23 protein-coding genes are annotated in these 23,081 nt (G+C 67.3%); 11 read left to right on the top strand and 12 right to left on the bottom strand.

Translation table 11 applies throughout. The annotated features are described in order from the left end of the window. Window positions 1-217 precede the first annotated feature (217 nt). From MHN80_RS10185 to MHN80_RS10170, 4 genes are all read left to right on the top strand, one after another. Window positions 218-1,366, top strand: a complete 1,149-nt coding sequence (locus MHN80_RS10185; protein ID WP_239401323.1) for a hypothetical protein — start codon at window positions 218-220, stop codon at window positions 1,364-1,366. Then, complete coding sequence (locus tag MHN80_RS10180; RefSeq protein ID WP_239401321.1) at window positions 1,363-2,484, top strand: DUF1214 domain-containing protein; 1,122 nt, start codon at window positions 1,363-1,365, stop codon at window positions 2,482-2,484. The genes MHN80_RS10185 and MHN80_RS10180 overlap by 4 nt, the downstream gene beginning before the upstream one ends. Further along, window positions 2,481-3,725: a sulfotransferase gene (locus tag MHN80_RS10175; protein WP_239401319.1), complete on the top strand. Its 1,245-nt coding sequence runs from the start codon at window positions 2,481-2,483 to the stop codon at window positions 3,723-3,725. Before MHN80_RS10180 ends, MHN80_RS10175 begins: the two co-directional genes overlap by 4 nt. A gap of 164 nt (window positions 3,726-3,889) precedes the next feature. Next, on the top strand, window positions 3,890-4,708 hold the full coding sequence (locus MHN80_RS10170; RefSeq protein WP_239401317.1) for a DUF1353 domain-containing protein: 819 nt from the start codon (window positions 3,890-3,892) through the stop codon (window positions 4,706-4,708). Between the two features lie 25 nt (window positions 4,709-4,733). On the opposite strand, the gene MHN80_RS10165 is transcribed toward MHN80_RS10170, so the two are convergent. Continuing rightward, window positions 4,734-5,366 carry a TetR family transcriptional regulator gene (locus tag MHN80_RS10165; RefSeq protein WP_064570343.1) on the bottom strand — a complete coding sequence of 211 codons (633 nt, stop codon included), beginning with the start codon at window positions 5,364-5,366 and terminating at the stop codon, window positions 4,734-4,736. Between the two features lie 172 nt (window positions 5,367-5,538). Between MHN80_RS10165 and MHN80_RS10160 the strand changes: the two genes are divergently transcribed. From MHN80_RS10160 to MHN80_RS10145, 4 genes are all read left to right on the top strand, one after another. After that, window positions 5,539-6,756: an aromatic ring-hydroxylating dioxygenase subunit alpha gene (locus tag MHN80_RS10160; RefSeq protein WP_082932039.1), complete on the top strand. Its 1,218-nt coding sequence runs from the start codon at window positions 5,539-5,541 to the stop codon at window positions 6,754-6,756. Continuing rightward, window positions 6,741-7,673, top strand: a complete 933-nt coding sequence (locus tag MHN80_RS10155; RefSeq protein WP_239401315.1) for a hypothetical protein — start codon at window positions 6,741-6,743, stop codon at window positions 7,671-7,673. The genes MHN80_RS10160 and MHN80_RS10155 overlap by 16 nt, the downstream gene beginning before the upstream one ends. A 10-nt stretch (window positions 7,674-7,683) precedes the next feature. Further along, a complete protein-coding gene (locus MHN80_RS10150) occupies window positions 7,684-9,231 on the top strand; it encodes a class I adenylate-forming enzyme family protein (protein ID WP_239401313.1) in 1,548 nt (515 codons plus the stop codon). Between the two features lie 88 nt (window positions 9,232-9,319). Then, window positions 9,320-11,128, top strand: coding sequence for an HNH endonuclease signature motif containing protein (locus MHN80_RS10145; RefSeq protein ID WP_239401311.1), 1,809 nt, complete (start codon window positions 9,320-9,322; stop codon window positions 11,126-11,128). A 70-nt stretch (window positions 11,129-11,198) separates the two neighbouring features. On the opposite strand, the gene lon is transcribed toward MHN80_RS10145, so the two are convergent. The 3 genes from lon to MHN80_RS10130 form a co-directional block, all read right to left on the bottom strand. Next, window positions 11,199-13,541: an endopeptidase La gene (gene lon, locus MHN80_RS10140; protein ID WP_239401309.1), complete on the bottom strand. Its 2,343-nt coding sequence runs from the start codon at window positions 13,539-13,541 to the stop codon at window positions 11,199-11,201. A gap of 64 nt (window positions 13,542-13,605) precedes the next feature. After that, entirely contained in the window at window positions 13,606-14,232 is a 627-nt protein-coding gene (locus MHN80_RS10135) for a glyoxalase (protein WP_239401308.1), read from the bottom strand. Between the two features lie 61 nt (window positions 14,233-14,293). Next, window positions 14,294-14,476, bottom strand: a complete 183-nt coding sequence (locus MHN80_RS10130) for a hypothetical protein (protein WP_101821200.1) — start codon at window positions 14,474-14,476, stop codon at window positions 14,294-14,296. 196 nt (window positions 14,477-14,672) lie between these two features. Here MHN80_RS10130 and MHN80_RS10125 point away from each other — a divergent pair, with 196 nt between their 5' ends. Continuing rightward, window positions 14,673-15,092 (top strand): hypothetical protein, encoded by a 420-nt coding sequence (locus MHN80_RS10125; RefSeq protein WP_004022390.1) that lies wholly within the window; start codon window positions 14,673-14,675, stop codon window positions 15,090-15,092. Here MHN80_RS10125 and MHN80_RS10120 read toward each other — a convergent pair. Genes MHN80_RS10120 through MHN80_RS10110 form a run of 3 tightly spaced genes read right to left on the bottom strand, consistent with a single transcriptional unit; the run spans window position 15,089 to window position 17,821 of the window. Beyond that, window positions 15,089-16,561, bottom strand: coding sequence for a DHA2 family efflux MFS transporter permease subunit (locus MHN80_RS10120; RefSeq protein ID WP_239401307.1), 1,473 nt, complete (start codon window positions 16,559-16,561; stop codon window positions 15,089-15,091). The genes MHN80_RS10125 and MHN80_RS10120 overlap by 4 nt on opposite strands. 42 nt (window positions 16,562-16,603) lie before the next feature. Next, window positions 16,604-17,170, bottom strand: a complete 567-nt coding sequence (locus MHN80_RS10115) for an alpha/beta fold hydrolase (protein WP_239401305.1) — start codon at window positions 17,168-17,170, stop codon at window positions 16,604-16,606. Window positions 17,171-17,227: 57 nt separating this feature from the next. Beyond that, the gene (locus tag MHN80_RS10110) at window positions 17,228-17,821 is read right to left on the bottom strand and encodes a TetR/AcrR family transcriptional regulator (RefSeq protein ID WP_239401303.1); all 594 of its coding nucleotides are present in this window, start codon (window positions 17,819-17,821) and stop codon (window positions 17,228-17,230) included. Between the two features lie 96 nt (window positions 17,822-17,917). Here MHN80_RS10110 and MHN80_RS10105 point away from each other — a divergent pair, with 96 nt between their 5' ends. After that, window positions 17,918-18,823, top strand: a complete 906-nt coding sequence (locus MHN80_RS10105) for a hypothetical protein (protein WP_004022394.1) — start codon at window positions 17,918-17,920, stop codon at window positions 18,821-18,823. Window positions 18,824-18,847: 24 nt separating this feature from the next. Here the strand turns inward: MHN80_RS10105 and MHN80_RS10100 are convergent, their stop codons facing one another. The 3 genes from MHN80_RS10100 to MHN80_RS10090 are packed head-to-tail and all read right to left on the bottom strand — an operon-like array spanning window position 18,848 to window position 20,823. Next, entirely contained in the window at window positions 18,848-19,249 is a 402-nt protein-coding gene (locus MHN80_RS10100; protein ID WP_239401301.1) for an SRPBCC family protein, read from the bottom strand. A gap of 9 nt (window positions 19,250-19,258) precedes the next feature. Next, the gene (locus MHN80_RS10095; RefSeq protein WP_239401299.1) at window positions 19,259-20,053 is read right to left on the bottom strand and encodes a CPBP family intramembrane glutamic endopeptidase; all 795 of its coding nucleotides are present in this window, start codon (window positions 20,051-20,053) and stop codon (window positions 19,259-19,261) included. Between the two features lie 38 nt (window positions 20,054-20,091). Continuing rightward, complete coding sequence (locus MHN80_RS10090) at window positions 20,092-20,823, bottom strand: GAF and ANTAR domain-containing protein (protein ID WP_239401297.1); 732 nt, start codon at window positions 20,821-20,823, stop codon at window positions 20,092-20,094. Window positions 20,824-20,992: 169 nt separating this feature from the next. Between MHN80_RS10090 and MHN80_RS10085 the strand changes: the two genes are divergently transcribed. Next, complete coding sequence (locus tag MHN80_RS10085; protein ID WP_064570331.1) at window positions 20,993-21,715, top strand: cutinase family protein; 723 nt, start codon at window positions 20,993-20,995, stop codon at window positions 21,713-21,715. A 19-nt stretch (window positions 21,716-21,734) separates the two neighbouring features. Here the strand turns inward: MHN80_RS10085 and MHN80_RS10080 are convergent, their stop codons facing one another. After that, complete coding sequence (locus MHN80_RS10080; RefSeq protein WP_101821194.1) at window positions 21,735-22,019, bottom strand: hypothetical protein; 285 nt, start codon at window positions 22,017-22,019, stop codon at window positions 21,735-21,737. Window positions 22,020-22,233: 214 nt separating this feature from the next. Beyond that, complete coding sequence (locus tag MHN80_RS10075; RefSeq protein ID WP_239401295.1) at window positions 22,234-22,908, bottom strand: TetR/AcrR family transcriptional regulator; 675 nt, start codon at window positions 22,906-22,908, stop codon at window positions 22,234-22,236. Window positions 22,909-23,081: the final 173 nt, after the last annotated feature.

The following is a 23,081-nucleotide window of genomic DNA, read 5'->3' as shown; positions in this document are numbered from 1 at the left end:
CAAACCTACTTGAGTCTGGATCACTCAGGTTTCTCGAAGTGTGTAACGGGCCCCCTCGCCGGATTGTTCCCGGATCGTCCAAAAAAGTTGAGCGGGGTTCGCTCACGTGCCTCGACCCTTGACACCCAGGGGTCGGCACGGCAGATTTCAACAGGAACCATGTGATTCAACTTGGAGCAGCCGTCAGGCGGCGCCCCACGAGACACGAGGACGGCCGATGACGCCACGCCCGCCACTCCCCGACGCCGCTTCGCCCGCACGTCCTCTCCGGATCGCCGTGTGGGGACCGGGTGAGGTCGGGGGCGCCATCATCCGCGCCGCCGTCGCCGATCCCGCCTTCGACATCGCGGGCGCACTCGTCCACAATCCGAAGAAGGACGGCCGCGACATCGGCGAGCTGGTGCGCATCGACCCCATCGGGGTTCCGGCCACCACCGACCGCGACGCGATCAAGGCACTCGACGTCGACTGTGTCGTGGTCACACCTGCGCCGGCCGCGGTGCTCAAGGGCCTCGACGACGACGTCGTCGACCTGCTCGCGTCGGGGAAGAACGTGGTCGCCACCGCGGCCTATCACAACGTGTCGATGCCGAACTGGATGAGCCCGTTCCGCAAGTCGCCGCAGCAGCTGCTCGAGGCATGCCAGAAGGGCGGTTCGACGCTGCACGGGACCGGCGTCCATCCCACGTTCATCGTCGAACGGCTGGCGATGACGATGGCCACGGCGATGTCGTCAATCAGCCACGTCCGATCGGTGGAGGCGGTCGACTTCACCAGCGCGGGCTCGATGTGGGGCGGTCTCGGCGCACTGGGCTTTGGCGCCGACCTCGAGTCCCTGGGCCCGGATTCGCCGGTCGCCCGCGGGGGCGATCTCTACTACGGCGACCTCACCGGCAACGTCGCACATGCGCTCTACGGTTCGGACAGCGCCGAGGTCCGCGTCGAGACGTCGCTGCGGGGCCTTCCCGCCGCCGCCGACGCCCAGGTCGGCAAGACAACCATCACGAAGGGAACCGCGGCCGCACTGCACCTGACCCATCGCGGCTACCTCGGCGATCACCACTTCTTCACCAACGAGGAATGCTGGTACCTTGCCGCCGCAGACGTCGTCTACCGCGGCGACGATCTCCCCTTCGGCGGGTTCACCAGTCCGATCGCCTACACGCTCGTCGTGAGCGGCGAGCCGGCCGAGATCCGCACCCAGATGGAGTTCGGTGTCGGTGCGGGCCACACGAATCCGATCACCACGGCATCCGTGCGAGCGGTGCTCGACTCGATCCCCGCGGTCGTGGCCGCCGAGCCGGGAGTGCTCATCGACGACATCGGCCCGCACTACAAGCACGACGACCGGGTCCGGCTCTCGTGAGCGACTCGACGCGACCCGAGGTCGAGGCGTGGAACGGTCTGGTCGATGCGCTCCGCACCGCGGGCGACAAGCTCGCCTCGGACACTTCCGGCCTCAGCCCGCTCGAACAGGCCGATGGTTATCGCGCCCTCATCCGCGGATTGTCGAATCAGTTGTCCCGCTTCGACGTCGACCGAGAACGGCCCGAACTGGTGTCGTTCAACGGGTGGCGTCACAAGTTCCTGATGGACAACCCGGATTTTCGCTACTGGGTCGCCGACGTGCGAAGCGATCGGTCATATCGCATCCGCGGGAATCGCGGCGACGCCGTCTACGTTTCGATCACCGCCTACCGACGCACCGGAGGTATCAGTTCGGGCGGCATCAGTTCGGAGTCGACCGCCCGGATCGACAGCGACACGATCGTCTTCGACGACGACGGATCGTTCGAGATCCTCGTCGGCGGTGATGCCGGGATGGACCGCGGCGCAGACCATCTGGATCTTCCCGAGAAGTCCTCGGTGATCTGGGTGCGCTTCTTCCACGACGACGTCTCCCACGGCGAGGCGGGACGATGCAGCATCGAACCACTCGCCGATCCACCGACCCCGCCACCGCTCGACCCGACGAAGTTCTGCACGCAGTTGGGCACGCTCGGCACCATGACGTCGATGCTGCCGACGATCTTCGAGGTGTCCGCCAAGGACGACCGCAACCCACCGAACACGATGCGGCACTGGTCGGAGATGTCGGGCGGCGCGGTGTTCACCGAACCGGGCATCCACTACCTCCGGGGCGGCTGGCAGCTCGAACCCGGGCAGGCGCTGGTGATCGAGGGGGACGTGGTCGACTGCCGATACTGGAACATCCTCGCCTACAGTCGATTCCTGAACTCGCTCGACTTCCGCTACCGGCCTGTCTCCTACACGGGCGGCACCGCAACCGTCACCGACGGTCGGTACCGTTTCGTCGTCGCCGCCGAGAATCCACACCCCGAGAATCCGGGTTCCGCGGACTGGATCGACACGGAGGGCAGGGAATTCGGCATCGTCGTGATGCGATTCCTGCAGCCCGTCGACACCCCCACCCTTCCCGCAGCCCGGGTCGTCGGGCTCGATGAACTGCGAGATCCTCGATGACGTGCTGGGTGCCGCCGGAGCGCACCGAGACAGCACAGCACATCTACGCTGCCGCCGAGGCGGACCGCGCGGCCGATCCCGACCGTTACCGGCTCGGCGTCGAGATCGCGGACCGGCTCGTCGAACGAGCAACGGGTGAGCACGGCATCGAGGGGCTGGGCGATCCCTCTCAATGGCGACCGGCCCTGGAGCGGTATCTCGAGTCGGCAGACGCCGACGGTCGACTGAACGCGGTCGGGATTCGCCACGCCCAGGACGCGGCCGTCGGGAAGCTGCGCGCCCGAGCGATCTTCGACAAGACGCTGCGGGCCGATCCCGCTGTGGCGCAACGGTCCCTCACCCCACCGATCGTGATCATCGGTGGGTGGCGCACCGGGACGACGTTCCTGTTCCGCCTCCTGGCCCTCGACCCACGGCTGCGGGCACCGCGTCCGCTGGAGCTGTACGCGCCCTGGCGGGCCGCCCGGATGACCTCGGAAGAACTCGAGCGTTCCGTCGACGACCAAGCACGTCAACCGAATCCCCTGCACGTGCTCAACCCGTCGATGGCGGCGGTGCACGACTCCGGCCCGGCCCTCCCCGAGGAGTGCGTCCTCGGCATGGGAACGACCATGCGCAACTGGGGATTCGCCTCGACGATGCGCCTCGATGGTTACGCCACGTGGCTCGCGACCCAGGACTTCGCCGCCGAGTACGACGCCCATCGAACGATGTTGCAGATCCTCGACGACGGGTCGGCCCGTCGCTGGTTGCTCAAGGCGCCCGCGCACACTCCCGAACTCGCTCACCTCGCCACGACGTATCCGGGTGTCTGCATCGTCCACCTGCACCGCGACATCGTGGAGACCGTGGCATCCGGGGCCAGCCTGTTCGCGACCTACCGGTCGACCTACAGCGACGAGGTGGACGGCCACGATGTCGGACGATTCCAGGTCGAACAGTCCGAACGGTGGTTCCGGCGTGCACTCGACTTCCGGTCCTCGCCCGCGGCCGCGTCGGCGACCATCCTGGACCTCGACTACCGGGACCTGGTGGCGAGCCCCGCGACCACGGTCGGCCGGGTCTACGCCGCGGCCGGGATCGACCCGCCGGACGTCGCCACACTGCTCGCCGAACACGAAGCCGCGCAACCCCGCCACGGCAAGGGCCGACACCGGTACACACCCGAGGAGTTCGGCATCGACCCCGACGCACTCCGTGAACGGATGGCGTTCTGCACCGAGGCCGTCACCAGCGATTGACACACCACCGCTGGTCGATCAGGCACCCCACCTGCTGGTTGAGCAGGCGACGAGCGCAGCGAGGAGCCGTGTCGAAGCCACGTCGCAACACGTCTCACCCAAATTCGCATGTCCCCAGTCCTATCGGGCTACCGTCGATGAATCCCGTCGACGCGGAGGTGGTGATGAACGCAGCCACACCGAGCGATCCGCGATGGGTGCCGTGGCGGGTGGCTCCCGAGTCGGGGTTCGTCGTCGACGATCCGACCGGGCAGGGTGATGTCGACATCGTGCAGATCGATGAACGGCAGTTCGTCGTGCGCAATGCCTTTCGATTCCACGAACCCGCCGTCGAGGAGTACCTCGTCGGACAACTGGTCGATCGGGGCACGACGAAGGCCGAGGCGCTCAGGGCCGTCGACACCGCCCGCACGTTCCTCCCCCGCGAGGACAACCCGACCGACCTCGCCTCGATCCCCCGGTTCCTGCGCTGGTTCGAGAATCCTTACGGTCTGCATTCCCTGGCGGCCCTGATTCACGACGAACTCATCACGGGCACCCCCAATTCCGGCGCGCTCGGTAGCGACACCCTGTCCGACCGCTTCTTCCGCGAGATGATGCGAACGTCCGGGGTTCCGTGGCTCAAGCGGTGGATCATGTGGTCGGCGGTGGCGCTCCGTACGCGGTGGGTCGCCGGCGGATGGCGGCGCCTCAGTGTGGTCGTGTGGTTGTTGCTGAGTGTCGTCGGCATCGGCACGGCGGTCGGTTCGAGCGGGGCGCTGCTCTCCGCTTGGTCATGGCCGACGTCGTCGCCGTCGATCTCGCTCGCGTTCGCTCTGCTGATGATCTTCGTCGCCGCGCCGCTGTGGGGACGGCAGTGGGCGGCGAGTCTCATTGCGGCCGTGGCCGCCCTGTGGGTTCTCCCCGCGGCGATCGTGGCGTACTTCGCCTATGCGCTGTATCTGTTGTCGGAGAGAGTCGCTCGCACCGTCGGGCTTCGGTGACCCGCGCAGCCCCGACCGCGCCACATCAGCCCACGGAAGCCTCGTCGGGGTCGGCGAACCGACGAGCGACTCCGGCGAGGAAAACTGTCACCATCTCGACGAACAGACGTTCATCGGTCCAGCGGGCACCCTCCATCGAACCGGCCAGATCAGGATCGAACTGCTCCGGGTTCTCGAACGGGGCCATCGCCGGCCGCCCGGTGGCGACACACATCGCAGAACCGATCGTCATCCGATGGACTGATTCCAGGATGAACATCTGCGAGTCGAGCGGCACGCCAGACAGTCCCAGGATTCGGCAATGTTCGGCATACAGCCGTTCCAGGAGCCCCCGGGGGAAGTATTCGACGACGATCGGCACCGCCCGCTGATGGGCGAGCAAGGCCTGACGGAACAGCACGCTCGCACTCACGAGCCACTGCTGCCAGTCCTCGCCGTCATCGGGGTCGGGCTGCCGCGGCGTCTCCGACACGACGAGGCGAGCGACAGCTGACAGGATCTCCGCCTTGTCGCTGAAGTGGTTGTACAGCGACGGCGAGCGGACGCCCAACCTCGCAGCCATCTTCTCCAGACTCAACGCCCCGGGCCCATCGGCGTCGATGATGTCCAGGGCGGCTCGAACAGCGTTCTCGCGCTGGATCATCGGCTTCCGGCCCATGGACTCCTACTTCCTTTGCCTCGACACCGAGAGTGTACGCGGGCACCCTCTTGACGATTTATACTAACGGCACTAGTTTATTTAACGAGTGAGGCAGCTCACAGCCAACTTGAACCGTCCGTCGCGCCATCACCGGGAGCGACATCGCAATCACCTAGAAGAGGAGTGGGCAGTGGCAGTCGTCGATGCTCAACTACAGACGATCCAGGACCGGCGAACTCGTGCCCTACGGGCCCTGCTCGGCCATCTCGATGGAAAAGCAACCGATCAGGTCGCCGAGATCCAGCGTTTCGACGCGATCGATTATCACGATCCCGTGCGTGCCGAACTCGAACGCGATCGGATCTTCGGCGAGGTCCCGTTCATCGTCGCGCACTCGTCCGAGATTCCACGCCGCAACGATTTCCTCTCGATCGATCTGCCGCGCAACAAGATCGTCGTGGTACGTCAGCGCGACGGAGGCGTGAAGGCCTTCATCAACGCCTGCCGTCACCGAGGCGCCCAGTTGGTGACCGAGAAGTCGGGGACATGTCGCCTGTTCTCGTGTCCGTACCACCGGTGGTCGTACAGCCCGGACGGCACTCTTCGGACCGTCACCTTGGACAGCACCTTCGGCGAGTTCGACCGTTCGAAGTCGGGTTTGGTGGAGCTTCCGGTCGAAGAGCGGCATGGATTCGTCTGGGTGGTCGACAACGCGAACCGCGACATCGACGTCGCAGCCTGGCTCGGACCCGAGATGGATGCACTGATGTCCGAGTACCGAATCGCCGATCTCGTCAGTGTCGACCCGCATCCCTATGAGCGCCCGGTCAATTGGAAGATCATGCAAGACGGCTTCCTGGACAACTATCACGTGCGATACGCGCATCCCAATACCGCCGGAAAGATGCTGCACACCAACGCCGTCACCCTCGAGGACTTCGGACGGTCGTTCTGGTTCCTGACCGCACGCAAGACCATCGACCAGTTCATCGGCGCCGAGGTGGAATGGAGCCCGGCGATGGAAGCGCACACCATCGAGAGTTGCTTCCTGGCGCCGAACACGATGCTGCTCAAGCACGCCACCCACTTCGAGCTGTTGACATTCCGACCCGTCGGCGGGGATCCGAACCGCTCGATCATGGAGATGCGCATCCTGGCACCCAGCATCGAGGACAGCGGGCTCGAGCCCGAACACTGGCAGCGTCGATGGGACAAGAACTGGGGCCTCCTCGTGTCCATCCTGCACGACGAGGACTTTCCCATCCTGGACAGTTCGCAAGCTGCGCTCTCGAGTCTCGATGCCGGGACCATGCTTCTGGGCCGCAATGAGATTGCGAGCCATCTGTTTCGACGTGAAGTGGACCGGTTGATCAGCGACACCGAGGACACCCGATGGCCGTCGACGTAGGCGGTCCCGACACCGACGTCTCCGATCTGGTGGAGCTGAACTGGCGTGACGGCCCTCCGGTCGGAGATGCGCGAGAGCTGCTGGACCGTGCGCGCCGCGTCGATGCGGAGATGAGCTTTGCCACGACCACCAGCGAGACACGACGACACCCGGTGTCATCCCGCACCGTCGAGGTCCGCACGCGGTTGCGCCGGTGGACAGCGCCGCGGACGGACCACGCCGCCCTCGCCGCCGTCCTCACCTTCACTCCGACCGCTACCGGCGGTCCGATCGTCATGAGCGCCGTCGTCGACCCGGACTTCCGTTCCACCGGCGTCATCACTGCGGCTTTCGAGGCGCTGAGACACCGTCGCCACTGCACTTCGGGACTCGACGCCGATATCGTCGCCTGCGCCTTCGGGTCACATCCCGCCGCGCTGCGGGCTGCAGCCCGATTCGGCGCGAGGACTGTCGCCCGAAGAGATGTGCTGGTGCCCCACTCGCCGTTGAGGCCGCCGCCCACAATCGGTGCAGATGGCATCCGCCCGGTCCCCTGCGGCACTGAGATCGGCGGTGGCGACACCCACTCGGTGTGGCAGCACTTCGACACCGGGCCGGCACCCTTCGTCTTTGCGGCCACACGTGGTGCGGGCACGACCGCCGGATACTTCACTGTGGAACAGGGTTCCGAGACAACCCGTTTGACGATCCTCGGCGTACGCCCCGGTGCCGAACCTCTCGCTGCCACGCTCGACGACATCATCGGCGCAGCAGCTCCACTGGTACGCGACCGCGATCCCGCTCAGATCGAGGTCACCGCCGCGACCGATCACCGATCTCTGCTGGAAGCGCTCAGATACGCCGGCTTTCACCACGACCGCACCGATGTTGCGTTTGCTCTGCACATAGCACCCGACCTCGTCACACCCCACAAGTGAAGGACTCACCATGAACCACGACATCCTGCGCCCCCTGTCGGCTTGGGTCATCCGGCAACCCGACTCTCCGGTCATCGAGTGCGGCGGGTCGACGCTCACCCGACGTGAACTGCACGATCGCTCCGAGCGAGTCGCGGAGTCCCTTGCCGCCCAGGGGATTCAGGCCGGGGATCGGGTCGCGATCATCGGTCGGCCCTCCGCCGACTGGGCGGTGGTCGCCGTGGGGATCATCAAGACCCGCGCGGTGTTGTGCCCGCTGAACGAGCGCAACGGTCCGGTCGAACTCTCCCAGGCCATCGCCGCACTCGAACCCAGTCTGATCGTGGCCGCCGAGGCTTTCCGGACGGCAGTCGATGCGGTGGTCGCGGACCGCGACATCGCGACTCCGGTCACCGATCTCGAGGCGGTGGCCCTCGACACCGCACCGTCGACGCCGGTGACTCGGGAGAACCTGACGGTCGCCGGTGACGCCCCGGTTGCGATCCTGTCCACCTCCGGTTCCACCGGATCACCAAAAGGTGTCGTGTTCACCCATGATTCGCTGACGAACGCGTTCTTCGAGTGGTGCCTCCAAGAGCCCGGATTCATGCGTGTCAGGTCGCTCAACGTGAGCTCGATGGCCTTCGGCGCCGGCCTGCTCAACGGATTCCTGGCCCCACTCGTGCTCGGTGGCAGCGCCGTCTTTCTCCGTGACTGGAATCCTCGGGTGGCCCTCTCGCTCATCCGCGACAGCGGTATCACCCACCTGGGCGCCACCACCATCTTCTACGAACAGATGGCGTCGGACCCGGAATTCACCGATGCCGATCTGAGCTCGCTGACCGTGGCATTCACCGGCGGCAACCCGGTCACCACCGAACTGATCCGCGCGTGGGCAGCGAAGGGGATCGGACTCCGCCAGGTGTACGGCCTCACCGAGTCTCAATCGAACGCCACCGTGCCGACGGTCGAGATGGCGATCCATCACCCCGACAGCGTGGGACTCGGCGGTATCCTCAACACCTTCACAGTACGAAACGCTGATGGGAATGAGTGCGCCGCAGGCGAAGCCGGTGAGATCTGGATCTCCGGGCCCGGGCTCGCAGCCGGGTACTGGCGTGACGAGCAGCAAACAAGCGCCAACTTCGTCGACGGCTGGCTGCGCACCGGTGACGTCGCCGAACGAGACGAGGATGGTCTGCTGCGCATCGTCGGCCGCATCAAGGACGTGATCATCTCCGGCGGTATCAACATCTATGCGGCCGAACTCGAACGCGTCATCCTCGAACTCGACGGCGTCCTCGAGGTCGCGGTCATCGGCGTCGCCGACGCGCAGTTCGGGGAGGCCCCGGCGGTCTTGCTCCGCGCCGGCGGAGGGTTGTCAGCACAGGACGTCGTCACACATTGCCGATCCCGCCTCGCCCGGTTCAAGGCCCCCCGGTACGTCGAATTCGTCGCGGACCCGCTTCCGAGAACAGCCGGGATGAAGATCGACAAGGCGCCGCTCCGGAGCCGATACGCCGACCTGCCGTCGTGGGCCACCCCGGTCTCTGCGGACGCATTGCAGGGCAGCGCCTGATCGGTTCTTGTCGGTGGTCGGGTTTACCTTGGACTCATCAGTTGGGCCGGTCGTTTCGATCGGGTTGCAGCGTCTTGGGGGAGTCACTGTGGGGGCATGGACGGATCTGCCGGGCGAGTTCCTCGCCGGGGTCGATCCTGCCCGCCCGGCCGATGCCGACACCGCCGCCCATATGCAACGTTTGGGATCGATCCGCGCGGGCGAGTCGTATCTGGCGTGGTGCCGCTATCAGACGATCTTGGTGTTGTGCGATCGGCTGTTGAGCACTGTCGGCAACAGTTACGTGTCTGATGGTTTCGGTGACATCGTCGCCCGGGTCTCGCGGGAGGCCGGGATCACCCGCTACCGCGCCGGGGTGCTGGTCGATGAGGCACTGTGTCTGCGTGACCGGTTGCCGCGGGTGTTGGAGACGTTGCGCGACGGCATCATCGGGCCGCACCAGATCCGCGAGATCATCGGCCGTACCCACCTGGTGGCCGATGACCACCTGCTCGACCCCGCCGACCCTGACAGTCGTCGGATCATCGAGGTGCTCGACGAATCGATCGCCGAGTTGCTGCGCTTTCGGTCCGGGTCGTGGTCGACGTCAGGTTTGCGCGACATGATCGACCGTCTGGTCTTCGGCCATGACGCCGACGCGGTCCGCGAACGGCGCCGCGAGGCGCTGGACAACCGTGGCGTGTGGACCGAGAACCACGGTGACGGGACCGGTGAGATCACCGCGGTGATGGCCGCCGAGAACATCCGGGCTTCCAACGCCTCGGTACGTGAGTTGGCCGCATCCGTCTGCGACCGCGATGGCCGCACCCTCGGGGAACGGAAGTCCGACGCCATGTACGCGTTGCTCACCCGAACGGCGTTCACGTGCGCGTGCGGTCACTCCGACTGCACCGCAACACTGCCCGATCCTGCCGGCGCCACCGGTACCACGGCCGGTACCGAGATCGTGATCCATGTCGTGACCGACGCCGACACCCTGGCCGGCGGCTCCGGACCCGGCTGGGTCGACGGGCACGGAGTGATCTGCGATGAGCATGTGCGCGATCTCGCCGCCCGGCCTGACGCGACGACCAGACCGGTCACCCCGGTGCGGACACCACCGTCGCATGTCGTCGCCGGCGGACCAGCCGGGAGCGGTGAGGGCGGATTCGACGACGACACCGGGCGAAGCGCGAACATCACCGCGCCACCGCAGGGTACCGAGGACACCGCCACCAGCCGCAGTGGCGATGCGTCGACCCCGACTCCGGCCACACCGTCGACGCCCCCGACTCCGGCCACACCGTCGACGTCGTCGGAGATCGTGGTGGTCTATCCAGGTGCCCTGCCCGGTGACCCGTACCGGCCGACGAGTGCGTGTGCCGAGTTCGTGCGGGTACGGGACGGCTACTGCACCGAACCCGGGTGCACGCGTTCGGCGTTCACCGCCGACGTCGACCACGTCGCCGAATACGACCACGCCCGCCCCGCCCGCGGCGGCGCGACCTCGAGTGAGAACCTCAACGCCAAATGCCGCGCCGGTCATCTACACAAGACGCACGGGGATTGGACCGACGTGCAGTACCGCGACGACGAGGGCCGTCTGGTCACCGAATTCGTGACGCCGGAAGGTTTCGTGATCCCCGGCGTGGCCGAAACCCTCGAGGATCTCTTCCCGAACCTACGTCGTATCCGATTCGAGCAAGCCGCGAAAGCCCCACCGACACCGCGCATCATCGTGCCCGACCACCACGGCCGACCACCACGCACGATCACCGAACGAACCGCCGCGAAACACGCGAAGCGGCGAGAAGAACGCGCCCGCAACAAGACACAGCGCGACAAGAATCGACGCGCCCGGACCGAAGCAACCCACCATCAACCGACAACCCAGGACGACGACCCGCCACCGTTCTGACAAGGCCGACACCCCGGCGGAACGTGGTGGTCCACGCACCCGCCGGGGTGTTGACTGATAATGCCTGTCGTCAGGCCGCGCTGACCTGCTCGCCGACGGCCGGCTCCAGCGCCTGCGCGACGATCTCGGCGACATCGGTCATCGGCCGGACATCGAGCGCCTCGAGCACCTCGGCCGGCACGTCGTCGAGGTCGGGCTCGTTGCGCTGTGGGATGAAGATGGTCTTCAGCCCGTTGCGTTGCGCGGCAAGCAGTTTCTGCTTGACCCCACCGATCGGCAGGACCCGCCCGTTGAGCGTGACCTCGCCAGTCATGCCGACATCGCTGCGCACCTGACGTCCCGTCGCCATCGACACCAGCGCGGTGACCATGGTGACGCCGGCGCTCGGGCCGTCCTTGGGCACGGCTCCGGCCGGAACGTGCACGTGGATGGTCTTGTCGAGCGCCTTCGGGTCGACGCCGAGTTCCTCGGCGTGCGCCCGCACGTACGACAGTGCGATCTGCGCCGACTCCTTCATCACGTCGCCGAGCTGACCGGTCAGCTTGAGACCAGCCTCCCCCTCGGTGGCGTTGACCTCGATGAACAGGACGTCGCCACCCATACCCGTGACCGCGAGACCTGTTGCGACGCCGGGCACAGCGGTCCGTTCCTCGGACTCCGGAGTGAACCGGGGCCGGCCGAGGTAGTCGCGAAGATCGGACTCGTCGATCGTGACCGGACCGCTCTCCTTGTCCCCGTCTCCCGATTCGACCGCGAGGTTGGTCGCCGCCTTGCGGAGGGCCTTGGCCAACAGCCGTTCGAACTGTCGCACACCGGGCTCGCGGGTGTAGTTGGCCGCGATCTCGCGCAGTGCCGCATCGGTGACGGTCACCTCGTCGGGGGTCAGCGCCGCGCGCTCGGCCTGCCGGGGCAGCAGGTAGTCGCGGGCGATGGCGACCTTGTCGTCCTCGGTGTACCCGTCGAGCGTGACCAGTTCCATGCGGTCGAGCAGGGCCGACGGGATGTTCTCGATGACGTTGGCGGTCGCGAGGAACAGCACGTCCGACAGGTCGAGATCGAGGTCGAGGTAGTGATCACGGAAGGTGTGGTTCTGCGCGGGGTCGAGGACCTCGAGCAGCGCGGCGGCCGGGTCGCCCCGGTAGTCCGAGCCCACCTTGTCGATCTCGTCCAGCAGCACGACGGGATTCATCGATCCCGCTTCGCCGATGGCCCGCACGATGCGGCCGGGCAACGCGCCGACGTAGGTACGCCGGTGGCCACGGATCTCCGACTCGTCGCGCACACCGCCCAGGGCGACGCGCACGAACTTGCGGCCCAGCGCCCGGGCGACGCTCTCACCGAGCGACGTCTTGCCGACGCCGGGAGGACCGGCGAGCACCATGACGGCACCCGACCCGCGTCCGCCGACGACCTGCAGGCCGCGTTCGGCGCGACGGGCCCGCACCGCCAGGTATTCGACGATGCGGTCTTTCACGTCGTCGAGGCCGTGGTGGTCGGCGTCGAGGATCTCGCGCGCGCCCTTCACGTCCGTGGAGTCCTCGGTGCGAGTGTTCCACGGCAGGTCGAGGACGGTGTCGAGCCAGGTGCGGATCCATCCGGTCTCCGGCGATTGGTCGCTGGCGCGTTCGAGCTTGCCCACCTCGCGGAGTGCGGCCTCGCGCACCTTCTCGGGCAGCTCGGCCTGTTCGACACGGCCGCGGTAGTCGTCGGCGCCCTCGGGCTCGTCCTCACCGAGCTCCTTGCGGATGGCGGCGAGCTGCTGACGAAGAAGGAATTCCTTCTGCTGCTTGTCCATCCCCGCGCGGACGTCCTCGGCGATCTTCTCGGTCACCTCGGACTCGGCGAGATGGTCGCCCGTCCACTCGATGAGCAGGCGCAACCGCGCCGCGGTCACCGGCGTCTCGAGCAACTCGCGCTTCTGCTCGTCGGACAGCCACGACGCGTAGCCCGAGGTGTCGGCGAGATCCGCCGGATCGGACATCTTGTTGACGGCGTCGATGAGCTGCCAGGCCTCGCGGCGCTGCAGCATGGCCAGTACGAGCTTCTTGTACTCGCCGGCGAGGTCACGGTCTTCGTCGGTGACGTCGACGACGTCGACCTCGGTCACCTCGACCCACAGCGCCGCACCGTGGCCGGGTGTCCCGGTCCCGATCTGCGCGCGCTGCTCACCCTTGACGACGGCTGCGATGCCGCCGCCCGGGATGCGGCCGACCTGAACGATCGACGCGATGACACCGTAGGTGGGATACCGGTCGTCCAGACGCGGCGCGACCAGCAGTTTCCCGGACTCGCTCGCCCGGGCGGCGTCGACCGTGGCCTGCGCGGCATCGTCGAGCGGGATGGGCACGACCATGCCGGGCAGCACGACGACGTCGGGAACGAAGAGAACCGGCAGTGAATATGTCTGTGACATGAAACCTCCAGAGTTAAGTCTGACCGACTCAACCCAGGTGGCAGGAATCTTGTTCCCGAGTGATTTATGCCAGGAGCGAACGGGTTGCAGCGGCCCATTCGAACCCATCCGGATCGGTCAGCTCCCCGGCGTCGCCGCCGATCACCAGCCGATGGGAACCCGAACCGTCCGGCCGGACGCCCGCGTCCTTGGCCGCGGCCTTCCGCCCGTAGAGCGCCAGCTTGAGCGAGTTCTGCTCACTCTCGAACTCCACGTACTTCCGGCCGAAGCTCTTCGCCACGGTGAATCCGCGGCTCACGTAGAACTCCTTCGTCGCCGCGACGTCGTCGACCCCGAGCAGCAGGACCAGATCGCCGACCTCCCGCTCCAGCGCGGCTGTCGATTTCTTCGATGAACTGGCGACCTTCCAGATCGTGCCGTCGGGCGCCTGAACCACGCCGCCGTACCCCCAGAAGGACTTCTTGGCGGGTTTGAGCACAGTGGCGCCGGCCTCGATCGCCGGTTGCAGGAAGGAGTCGGCGACCGTCGGGTCGGCGACCACCAGGGAGATCACGAAGCCGCGGAAGCCCGACGTCGGTGAGTCTCCGGTGCGGAAGCGCAGCCGGTCGCCGAGTCCGAAAGCTTTGTCGTAGAACGTCTGCGCCGTTGCAGTATCGGGAACTTCGAGTGTGAGTGCGTTGATGTTCGTCATGCTTCGACGCTAAGACGCCGACCCGCCCGGAGGCTTCTCGATTCCTGACCGGTCGCGAACCTCAGGTGAGATCGGCCGCGGCGCGGGTGGCGACCACGACGACCTGGGCGATCACCAGGACCGCGACGGCGACGAGAAATGCCGCGGTGGTCACGACGACTCCGGCAGCACCCTTGAGCGCGCCGGACACGGAGTCGACCCACGACGCGGAAAAGTGGTGTGACGGTGCGGTGTCGAGTGTCATGGCTGTCCCCTGCGTACTGAAGAGCAATCCCGGCCAAGTGGTCGGAGTCACAACACTCAATCACAAGTAAGTACTTCTGTGCCAGAAATCGACGCCAAGACTCACGCCGACGCGAACTCGGCGCCGTCGGCCGTCCGAAACCCGGCTCGCCACGAAGTGCGGTAGAACCGAACCGACGCCCATCCGAGGAGCCTGCATGTCGATCCTGACCCCCACGACCACTCGCCAGCCGCTGGGCCGGGCCATCGCCCGCATCGCGCTCGGCGCCATCCTGGCGATCGCCGGTGTGGGTCATCTGACCGCACAGCGTGAGGAGTTCCAGGCGCAGGTCCCCGACTGGGTGCCGTTCAGCAAGGACTTCGTGGTGCTGGCCTCGGGCGGCGTCGAGATCGCCCTGGGCGCAGCCCTGATCGCGCTGCCCCGCCACCGCAAGGTGGTGTCGTGGATCGTCGCGGCATTCTTCGTCGCCATCTTCCCCGGCAACATCAACCAGTACGTCGAGCACATCGACGCCTTCGGCCTCGACACCGACCAGAAGCGCCTGACGCGACTGTTCTTTCAGCCGCTCCTCGTGATCTGGGCCATCGCGGCCGGCACCGGGGAACGCCGGACCTAACCCGCCCGGGTCGCCGCGTCCTGGCACGCGGCGTCCACGCCGGCACGTACCTGCGGCTGCACCTCGGTGCTCGAGCGGATCGTGCACGCCGCCACGATGCCGCCGACCGCACAACACGCCGCGCAGATGTACATCGCTGTCCGAAAGCCGTCGCCGAGAGGATCGCCGGGACCCGCGTCGATCCCGGCCACGGCCGGCAACACCGCCACCGCGAGCAGTCCCGCGAGACGCGCCACCGCGTTGTTCACGCCCGACGCCGTGCCGGCGAGCGCGTCGTCGACGGCGGCGAGCGCGGCCGAGGTGAGCGGCGCGACGGTCACCGTCATGCCCAGACCGAACAGCAGCACGCCCGGTAGTACGGCGTCGACATACCCCGAGCCGGGCTCCACCCGGGACATCAGCGCGAACCCGCCGGCCGCGATGAGCGGACCGACCGTCATCGGCAGTCGCGGGCCGGTGCGCTGGGCCAGCGTGCCGACCAACGGCGACCCGAACAGCATGATGAACGTGCTCGGGAACATCGCCGCGCCGGCCTCGAACGCCGAGTAACCCAGACTCTGCTGTAGTTGCAGGGCCAGCAGGAACAGCGCACCGCCCAACGCCGAATAGACCAGCAGCGTCGTCAGGTTGGCGCCGGTGAACTGCGAGGAGCGGAACAGTCCGAGCGGCAGCAGCGGCGCGGCCACCCGTGACTCGATCACCACGAAACCCGCGAGCGACACGACACCGACGATCCCGGCGGCGACCGTCTCGCCACTCCACCCGTTCGACGGCCCCTCGATCAGCGCGTAGATCACGCCCGCCAGCCCGACGGTCATCGCCAGCGCACCCGCCACATCCAACCGGGCGCTCGACGGCGTGCCGCGCGATTCGGGCACGTGCCGGATCACGATCCACAACGCGCCCAGCGCGAGCGGAACGCTCAGCAGGAACGTCCACCGCCACGACGCAGCGTCGACGAGCCAGCCGCCGAGGAACGGTCCGAGCGCGGTGGTCGCGCCGGACATGCCGGCCCACAGTCCGACCGCGGCACCTCGATCGGCGGGCTGGATCTCGGCGTTGATCAGCGCCAGACTGCCCGGTACCACCGCGGCCGCGGCGATCCCCTGCACGATCCGCGCGGCGACGAGGAGCTCGACGGTCGGCGCCAGCCCGCACGCGACGGTCGCCACCGCGAACACCGCCAGACCACCGGCGAACACCAGTCGACGCCCGTACCGATCGCCGGCGACGCCACCGATCAGCAACAGCGCACTCAAGGTCAGCAGGTACCCGTCGAGCACCCACTGCTGGCCGCGCAGACCCGTGTCGAGGTCGCGAGCGATCGCGGGTAACGCGACGTTGACCACGGTGCCGTCGATGAAGGCGACGCCCGAACCGAGAACCGCGGCGACGATCAGCCACCGGCCCGCCCGTGACGCGGCCGGCACCCCACGGGACTCGGCAGCGGCCGGGCTGGGGTCGGTCATCTGTTCTCGTCCATGTGGGCCTTCCGGACCGCGGGTCGTGTCCTACCCAGGGTCGGGGGCGGACCTTCCGCGCGCAAGTGCGCGCGCACCGAGGGCATCGGCGGCGATCAGCTCGGCGAGTCCGTCGAACTGGTGACCGCCGGTCGGGTGTCGATGCACCGTCGCCGACGGCAGGAGCGCCGTGTTCAGGTCCAGATGCTCGACGGGTACCACGTCATCGTCGACGCAGTGGTGGAGGGCAACGCCCTCAGAGAGCGGGGCATCGGCGTCTGTGTCGGTGAACGCGTACTGCGGGACGTCCCATCCGTCGGGACCCCAATTCGGCATCGCCAGCAGCACAGCAGGTCTGGGTGCGGGCACCGCGGCCTCGGCGAGGACGTGCACCAGCACCGTCGCCCCGAAGGAGTGCGCGACGACGAGGTCGTCGGCGCCCAGCCCGGCGAAGTGGTCTCGGACCGGCCGCGCCCACGCCTCGATCGACATGTCGTCGTCGGAGAACACCGGCATGACCAGGGTCGCGCCGAGCGCCGCGGACAGCGCCTCGGCGAGCGGGCCGTCGTCGACGTAGCCGCCCGCACCGTGGACGAAGAAGAGTCGGCGCTGCGTCATGGGGTCTCCTCGAAGTCGCGTGTCGTCATCGAGGCTGACTTCGACGCGCGCCTGTTCTCATCGCCCCGCGTTCTCGAGTTCTGCAGGCGATGCACCGGAACCGATCAGCAGCAGACCGACCATCGCCCGGGCGTCGGCGTCGGTGTATCCGGGTCCGACGATGCACAGATTGCCGATGGCGCGCAGGAAGGTGAGCGCGGTGACGTCTGCGCTGACCGCCCCCGTGGCCTGGGCCGGCTCGAGCAGCGAGGCGAACGCGGGCACGAGGGTGTCGAAGATGAGCGCGTGCAGGTCGACCAGGCTCGGATCGTCGGAGCTGAGCGCGTCGCTCAAGCCGTGTTTGGTGACGAGGAAGTCGGTGAACGCCGACGTCCACCGGCACAGCGCCGCACGCGGCGGGACCTGTTGGGCCAGCAATTGAGCGGCCAGCGCAGCACACTCATCGACCTGGTGCCGGTACACCGCGGTGACCAGATCCGCCCGGGTCGGGAAGTGCCGGTACACGGTGCCGACGCCGACCCCGGCGCGCGCGGCGATGTCGCGCACCGGAGCCTGCACGCCCGCGTCCACGAAGGCCGCGGCGGCCGCCTCGAGGAGGGCCGTGCGACTCCGTTCTGCCTGCACTTGACGTGCGGTTTTTCTCGCGGACACCGTCCACCCCTTGCTCGCGGAACATTGTTCCGCTAGTTTGGCGGAACATCGTTCCGCCACGATACCCCGTACCGACCTCCTGCCGAAGGAACCCTCATGTCCCCGGAATCGCCCACCCGTCAGATCGTCGCCGTCAAGCCCATTCCCGTCCCCACCTCGGACCGTCCGTTCCCGCTGACGGTGAAGGTCACCGCACCGGTCACCGGCGGCCACCTCCCGGTCATCGTGTTCTCCCACGGCAACGCCTGGTCGATGGACGGTTACGCACCGCTCGTCGATCGTTGGGCCGCTTCGGGTTTCGTCGTCGTACAGCCGACGCACCTTGACTCCCGGCACTACGGGATCGGATTCGACGACCCGCGGTTCGCGTCGATCTGGCGCACGCGAGTGGACGACGCCCACGCGGTGATCGATCACCTCGACGAGATCCTCATCGCGGCCGGTGGGGACCTTCGCTCCCGCGTCGCCATAGATCTGCTCGCCGCGGCCGGCCACTCGTGGGGCGGTCAGACCGTCGGCACTCTCCTCGGCGCGCGTGTGATCGGGCCGGACGGGGCCGTCGGCCCGGATCTCGCACATCCCGCCGTACGAGCGGGCGCACTGATCGCGACGGCCGGGACCGGCGACAGCCTGAGCGAGTATGCGCGCGAACACCTGCCGTTCATGCGGCCGGACTTCTCGACGATGTCCACCCCGGCACTCGTCGTCGCCGGCGGCAAGGACGACTCGGCCCTGTCGACACGCGGCCCGGAGTGGCTGACCGACGCCTTTCACCTCTCCCCCGGCGCGACGGATCTGATGTGGATTCCGGACGGCGAGCACACTCTCGGCGGCATCGCCGGTGAGGCGGTACGCGAGACCACGGATGAGGATCCGGCCAGAGTCGCCCTGGTCGCCGACGCCGTCGCCGACTATCTGCTCGACGCACTCGGCGTCAGCTCGGCCGAGTGGGATTCCCTGGGGCGAGCGGACTCTGCGGAATACACGCTGACGCACAAGTGATGTTCGAGGTTCGGTGCGGCGGGCCTAGGCCGGACTGCCCGCCTCGAGCAGCGACTTCAGCTGTGCGAGATCCTTTTCCACCATCTGGGTGTCGCGATCGAATTCGTCGTCGGACATGCCCAGCTGCCGGATGGTGAAGACGACTTCGGCGCCTTCTGGATGCGGCAGGACCCGAAGTGGATTGAGCACGGTGTCGCCGGTGGGGAGCACGACCTCGTGGTCGACGACGCCCAGCGCGTTGCGCGGGACGAACCGGACCGTGACGGTGCCCATCGGCGACTCCACGAGCAACTCGTCACCTCGCCGGACCACCTCCGACTTCGCCAGCCCCGCAGCCCAGCGCGGCAGGTTGTCGGGTTCGGCCGCGAAGTCGTAGACGTTTCCGGGTTCGGCGTTGATGACCACACTCACGTGTCGGCTGCGCATGTGGCCAACCTAGTCGCGGGCGGTGGCAGACGTGTCCACCGGCTCGATGTGGTGGCGGGCCAGGAACAGGCCGATGCCGAGGACGACGTAGACCAGGATCGGTGCGAACGCTCCGACGTAGCCCTTCTGGTCGACCAGGATCATCGTGCCGGAGATGATCGTGAAGTCGAACAGTCCGTGGATGACCGAGTTGAGGACGTTGCCGCCGGACACCCGGCGTATCAGATAGAAGAAGTACCCGGCCAGGCTCACCGCGATCGCCTGTGGGATCGCGGTGACCCCGTGGCTGATGGCGTTCGACAGATGAACGGCACCGAAGATGACGCTGGACCACAGCGCCACCTTGCCCTCGGAGAGACCGTGATCGCGCAGCGTGGTGACGCCGATACCGCGGAACATCGCCTCCTCACCCCAGCCGACGAACTGCGTCGCGATGAGCAGGGTCACGATGAAGAGGAGATCTTTCTGGGCCAGCGAGCTGTAGTCGATCCCGACCAGGATGGCCACGACGAAGACCGCGGGCACGATCCACACCCAGCGCCGGACGGGGCGATCATCGCGCAGCACCGCCTTCTGCCAGCCGAGCGCCACGACGACGAGGATCGTGAACAACAGCGCCGCGCCGAGCGGGATGATCATGCCGAACACGACACCGGCCGTGGTGACCGGTTCGGTCTCGTCCGCGAAGTGCGCGATCGCCAGGCCGCCGAGCTGGATGATGGCCAGGTACACAACGACGATCCCGGCGAAACCGGCATAGCCCAGACGGCGACGGGCCCGCGGCCCCAGCTGGTCGAGGTTCACCTCGAGAACCTACCAACCGCACGCGCGAGTGTGCCGGGTCAGGACATCGACTCGGTTCCCGCCTCGCCGGATTCGCTGAGCTCCCGCTCGATGAGCTGCTCGGCGACCTTGGCCAGCGGCGTGTTGGTGTCCTGGGACAGTCGTCGGAGCAGAGCGAAAGCGGCTACCGCATCAATGCGGAACCGGTACATGATCATGCCTTTGGCCTGGCCGATCACGTCTCGGCTCGCCAGGGCGCTCTGGAAGTGTTGCTGCTGGCGAGCCGCCCGCAGGGCCAGCGCGGCATGGGTGGCGAACAGCAGCCCGACCTCCAGGGACTCATCGCCGAACACGTCGGTCTCTTCGGAGAACAGGTTGAGCGCGCCGATGGTGCCCTTGTCGGTGAACAACTTGAACGACAGGCTCGACCGCAACGACGTCTCGTCGATGACGCGTGCGGAGAACGCCGGAAACCGCTCGTCGGTGCGGATGTCGTTCACGAGCACCGTGTGGTGGTCCCAGGCCGCCAGCAGGCACGGACCCTCGCCGGTTTCTTTCTGGATCTGGTCAGCCGTGATCATCAGGGAATCGGTCGGCGCCAGGGTGTCGAAATTCTTCTTCTGGTCGACGAGCAGAACACCGGCGTACTGGGCGCCGGGGACATACTCGACGGCCCCGGCGGTGATGGAGCCCAGAACCTGGCCGGTGGAGTCCTGGGTGCTCTCCGGGACTGCATGCATCTGCCGCGCCAGTTCGGCGATCTTGTGATGGACGTCTGTTGCCACAGGCATTCAACCTCGATTCGATGTGCCGGGGGCTGCCCGGCGAACCTCGTGATCGTACAGAATATTGCACGGGCTCAACCCAGTTGTTCGTGTCGAAGCGCCTCCCGGATGGCCCCGGATTGCCTCGTTCTTTGGGACGATGAGCCCCTTATCCCGAGCGAACGTGATCTCTACCATGGGCCTGGTGATCAAACGGTTGAGTGTTTCCGTCCTCTGTGTCATCGCTGCGATCACGGGGGCGGTGGCTGTCGGCACACCGACCGCCCAGGCCGCGCCATCGTGCTCCGACGTCGAGGTGGTGTTCGCGCGCGGCACCGTCGAGACGGCGCCGCCGCTCGGTCTCACCGGCCTCTCCTTCGTCGAGGCCGTTCGTTCGCAGCTGCCGGGCAAGACCGTCAGCTCCTACGGTGTTCCGTATCCCGCGAGTGACCAGTTCAACAACCGCCTGAAGTTCGCCCAGACGGTGGCCGACGGTGTCCGGACCACCCAGAACCGCATCAAGTCCCTGGCCGCGAAGTGCCCGGGCACCAAGGTCATCCTCGGCGGATACTCCCAGGGCGCCGTCGTCGCGGCCTACTCCGTCCAGGCCGAACTGGATCTGCCGGCGCGATACGCGACTTACGACCGGTTCGTGCCGCCGCCGCTGCCGGCGAACATGGCGCGCAACGTCGCCGCGATCGTGCTCTACGGCGCGCCGTCGGATCGCTTCATCGACGACATCGGCGCTCCCCCGGTGAAGGTGGCCGCGCCCTACCGCAGCCGCACGGTTCGCTACTGCGTCCCCGGTGACACCATCTGCAACGGTTCTCCGGTCGGCGGTCCCAACGCCCTGCACGTGCTCTACTCGGTGAACGGCATGACCCTCGAGGGCGCCCGGTACGCGGCCCGGCGCGTCTGAACGGAGAAGCTCACACGGCTCAGAAGTCCGGCGCCGGCACGACCTTCGCGAAGGTCCGGCCGGCGTCGGACTTCGTCGCTTCGTAGACGAGAGCGAGTTCGGCGCGCTCGAAGTTGCGGAACCACTCGTCCCAACTGATGTGCTCGAGGCACTCGTCGGCCGTCCGGCCGGAGAAGTCGATGCGGAGCAGTCCCGTTCCGCCGACGCTTCGGATATCACGTACGCGCGCCGGAACACCCTGGTGGGTGGTCACCCACTCCCGGATCTCGTCGTGATCGCGCGTCGTCTTGCAATGAGACCCCATCGGTCGTCTCCTTCGTGCCGCACCGAAACCCACCATTGGGCATCGCGGTCCGTGGACCGCCCTGTCCTGGTCTCGGCGTCCGGGGGTCCGACGTCAACCGCTGATCGGTTCGCTGTTCTTACCCACCACGCACTTTCGTCAATCCTGCGGAATTGAACGCACAGCGAAGCTCCGACGGCGACTGAAGGTTCCTGACCGCCGTGACCCCCGACGCTCAGCCCGCGAGAAGCGCGACGATGGCCCTGGCCAGGCCGCGGCGGGCGAGTTGCTGGTCCTGAAAGGTGCCGAGCTGTTTCTCCGACACCAGCCCGCGCATGGCCCCCGGGAGGAACGCCGCCACCTCGCGCACACGCTCCGGATCGACGTCGAGGTCGGCGAACGCGCGCTGGCATGAGTCGATCCAGGACGGTCCCCACGAGGCGAATTCGGCCGCGGTCTTGGGGAACAGGCGACGCAGCTCGTCCGGGTCCCGCGGCAGCGCCGCCCGCAGGGTCTCGATGGCCCGCGACTCGGGTGCGGTCAGCCCGTCGTACATGAGGTCGACGATGGCCGCGACCCGTTCCGCCAGTGGCGCTTCGGGTTTCACGCTCACCGGCAGGTCGCCGCGATGTTCCGCGGTCCGATGCAGCACTGCCGCCCACAGACCGTCGATGTCGTCGAACTGATACTTGATCGCGCCCCACGTCGCACCGATGTCCTTGGCGATCCGGTTGCCCGACACCGACGCGGGGTCACCCGTCGCCAGCGAGACGAGCGCGGCGTCGAGCATCGCGTCGCGCGTCGCCTGACCGCGCTTGTTCGCCCGCCTCGGGACGCCGGCAGTACCGCTGTCGGGGATACCGGCGTCCGCGGACCGTGTGTCGGAGAAGCGGGAGTCACCGGAGACCATGGCTGCCGATCGTAGTCGGACCGTTCACGGCCACGACGCTCCACCGACGCCCTGACCGGCGAGATGTTTGGCGATCGTTCGCTCGGCTACCCGTCCGATCACCCGATGGCGACGAACTGCGGACGACCGATGGATGAGCCGGCGCTCGGCCGGTTCGACACAACCCGACATAT

It is taken from the genome of Gordonia sp. McavH-238-E (assembly GCF_022348225.1).
Lineage (GTDB): Bacteria > Actinomycetota > Actinomycetes > Mycobacteriales > Mycobacteriaceae > Gordonia > Gordonia terrae.
Note: the sequence above shows the minus strand (reverse complement) of the source record. Positions and strands in the feature narration are given on the sequence as shown.

Excerpts from the sequence above, each read along its gene's own strand:
- MHN80_RS10100 (WP_239401301.1), bottom strand. The coding sequence starts at position 19,249 with ATGCGCAGCCGACACGTGAGTGTGGTCATCAACGCCGAACCCGGAAAC.
- MHN80_RS10125 (WP_004022390.1), top strand. The coding sequence starts at position 14,673 with ATGTCGATCCTGACCCCCACGACCACTCGCCAGCCGCTGGGCCGGGCC.
- MHN80_RS10130 (WP_101821200.1), bottom strand. The coding sequence starts at position 14,476 with ATGACACTCGACACCGCACCGTCACACCACTTTTCCGCGTCGTGGGTC.
- MHN80_RS10165 (WP_064570343.1), bottom strand. The coding sequence starts at position 5,366 with ATGGGCCGGAAGCCGATGATCCAGCGCGAGAACGCTGTTCGAGCCGCC.
- MHN80_RS10170 (WP_239401317.1), top strand. The coding sequence starts at position 3,890 with ATGAACGCAGCCACACCGAGCGATCCGCGATGGGTGCCGTGGCGGGTG.
- MHN80_RS10155 (WP_239401315.1), top strand. The coding sequence starts at position 6,741 with ATGGCCGTCGACGTAGGCGGTCCCGACACCGACGTCTCCGATCTGGTG.
- MHN80_RS10135 (WP_239401308.1), bottom strand. The coding sequence starts at position 14,232 with ATGACGAACATCAACGCACTCACACTCGAAGTTCCCGATACTGCAACG.
- MHN80_RS10075 (WP_239401295.1), bottom strand. The coding sequence starts at position 22,908 with ATGGTCTCCGGTGACTCCCGCTTCTCCGACACACGGTCCGCGGACGCC.
- MHN80_RS10185 (WP_239401323.1), top strand. The coding sequence starts at position 218 with ATGACGCCACGCCCGCCACTCCCCGACGCCGCTTCGCCCGCACGTCCT.
- MHN80_RS10120 (WP_239401307.1), bottom strand. The coding sequence starts at position 16,561 with ATGACCGACCCCAGCCCGGCCGCTGCCGAGTCCCGTGGGGTGCCGGCC.
- MHN80_RS10115 (WP_239401305.1), bottom strand. The coding sequence starts at position 17,170 with ATGACGCAGCGCCGACTCTTCTTCGTCCACGGTGCGGGCGGCTACGTC.
- MHN80_RS10105 (WP_004022394.1), top strand. The coding sequence starts at position 17,918 with ATGTCCCCGGAATCGCCCACCCGTCAGATCGTCGCCGTCAAGCCCATT.
- lon (WP_239401309.1), bottom strand. The coding sequence starts at position 13,541 with ATGTCACAGACATATTCACTGCCGGTTCTCTTCGTTCCCGACGTCGTC.
- MHN80_RS10085 (WP_064570331.1), top strand. The coding sequence starts at position 20,993 with ATGGGCCTGGTGATCAAACGGTTGAGTGTTTCCGTCCTCTGTGTCATC.
- MHN80_RS10090 (WP_239401297.1), bottom strand. The coding sequence starts at position 20,823 with ATGCCTGTGGCAACAGACGTCCATCACAAGATCGCCGAACTGGCGCGG.
- MHN80_RS10080 (WP_101821194.1), bottom strand. The coding sequence starts at position 22,019 with ATGGGGTCTCATTGCAAGACGACGCGCGATCACGACGAGATCCGGGAG.
- MHN80_RS10175 (WP_239401319.1), top strand. The coding sequence starts at position 2,481 with ATGACGTGCTGGGTGCCGCCGGAGCGCACCGAGACAGCACAGCACATC.
- MHN80_RS10150 (WP_239401313.1), top strand. The coding sequence starts at position 7,684 with ATGAACCACGACATCCTGCGCCCCCTGTCGGCTTGGGTCATCCGGCAA.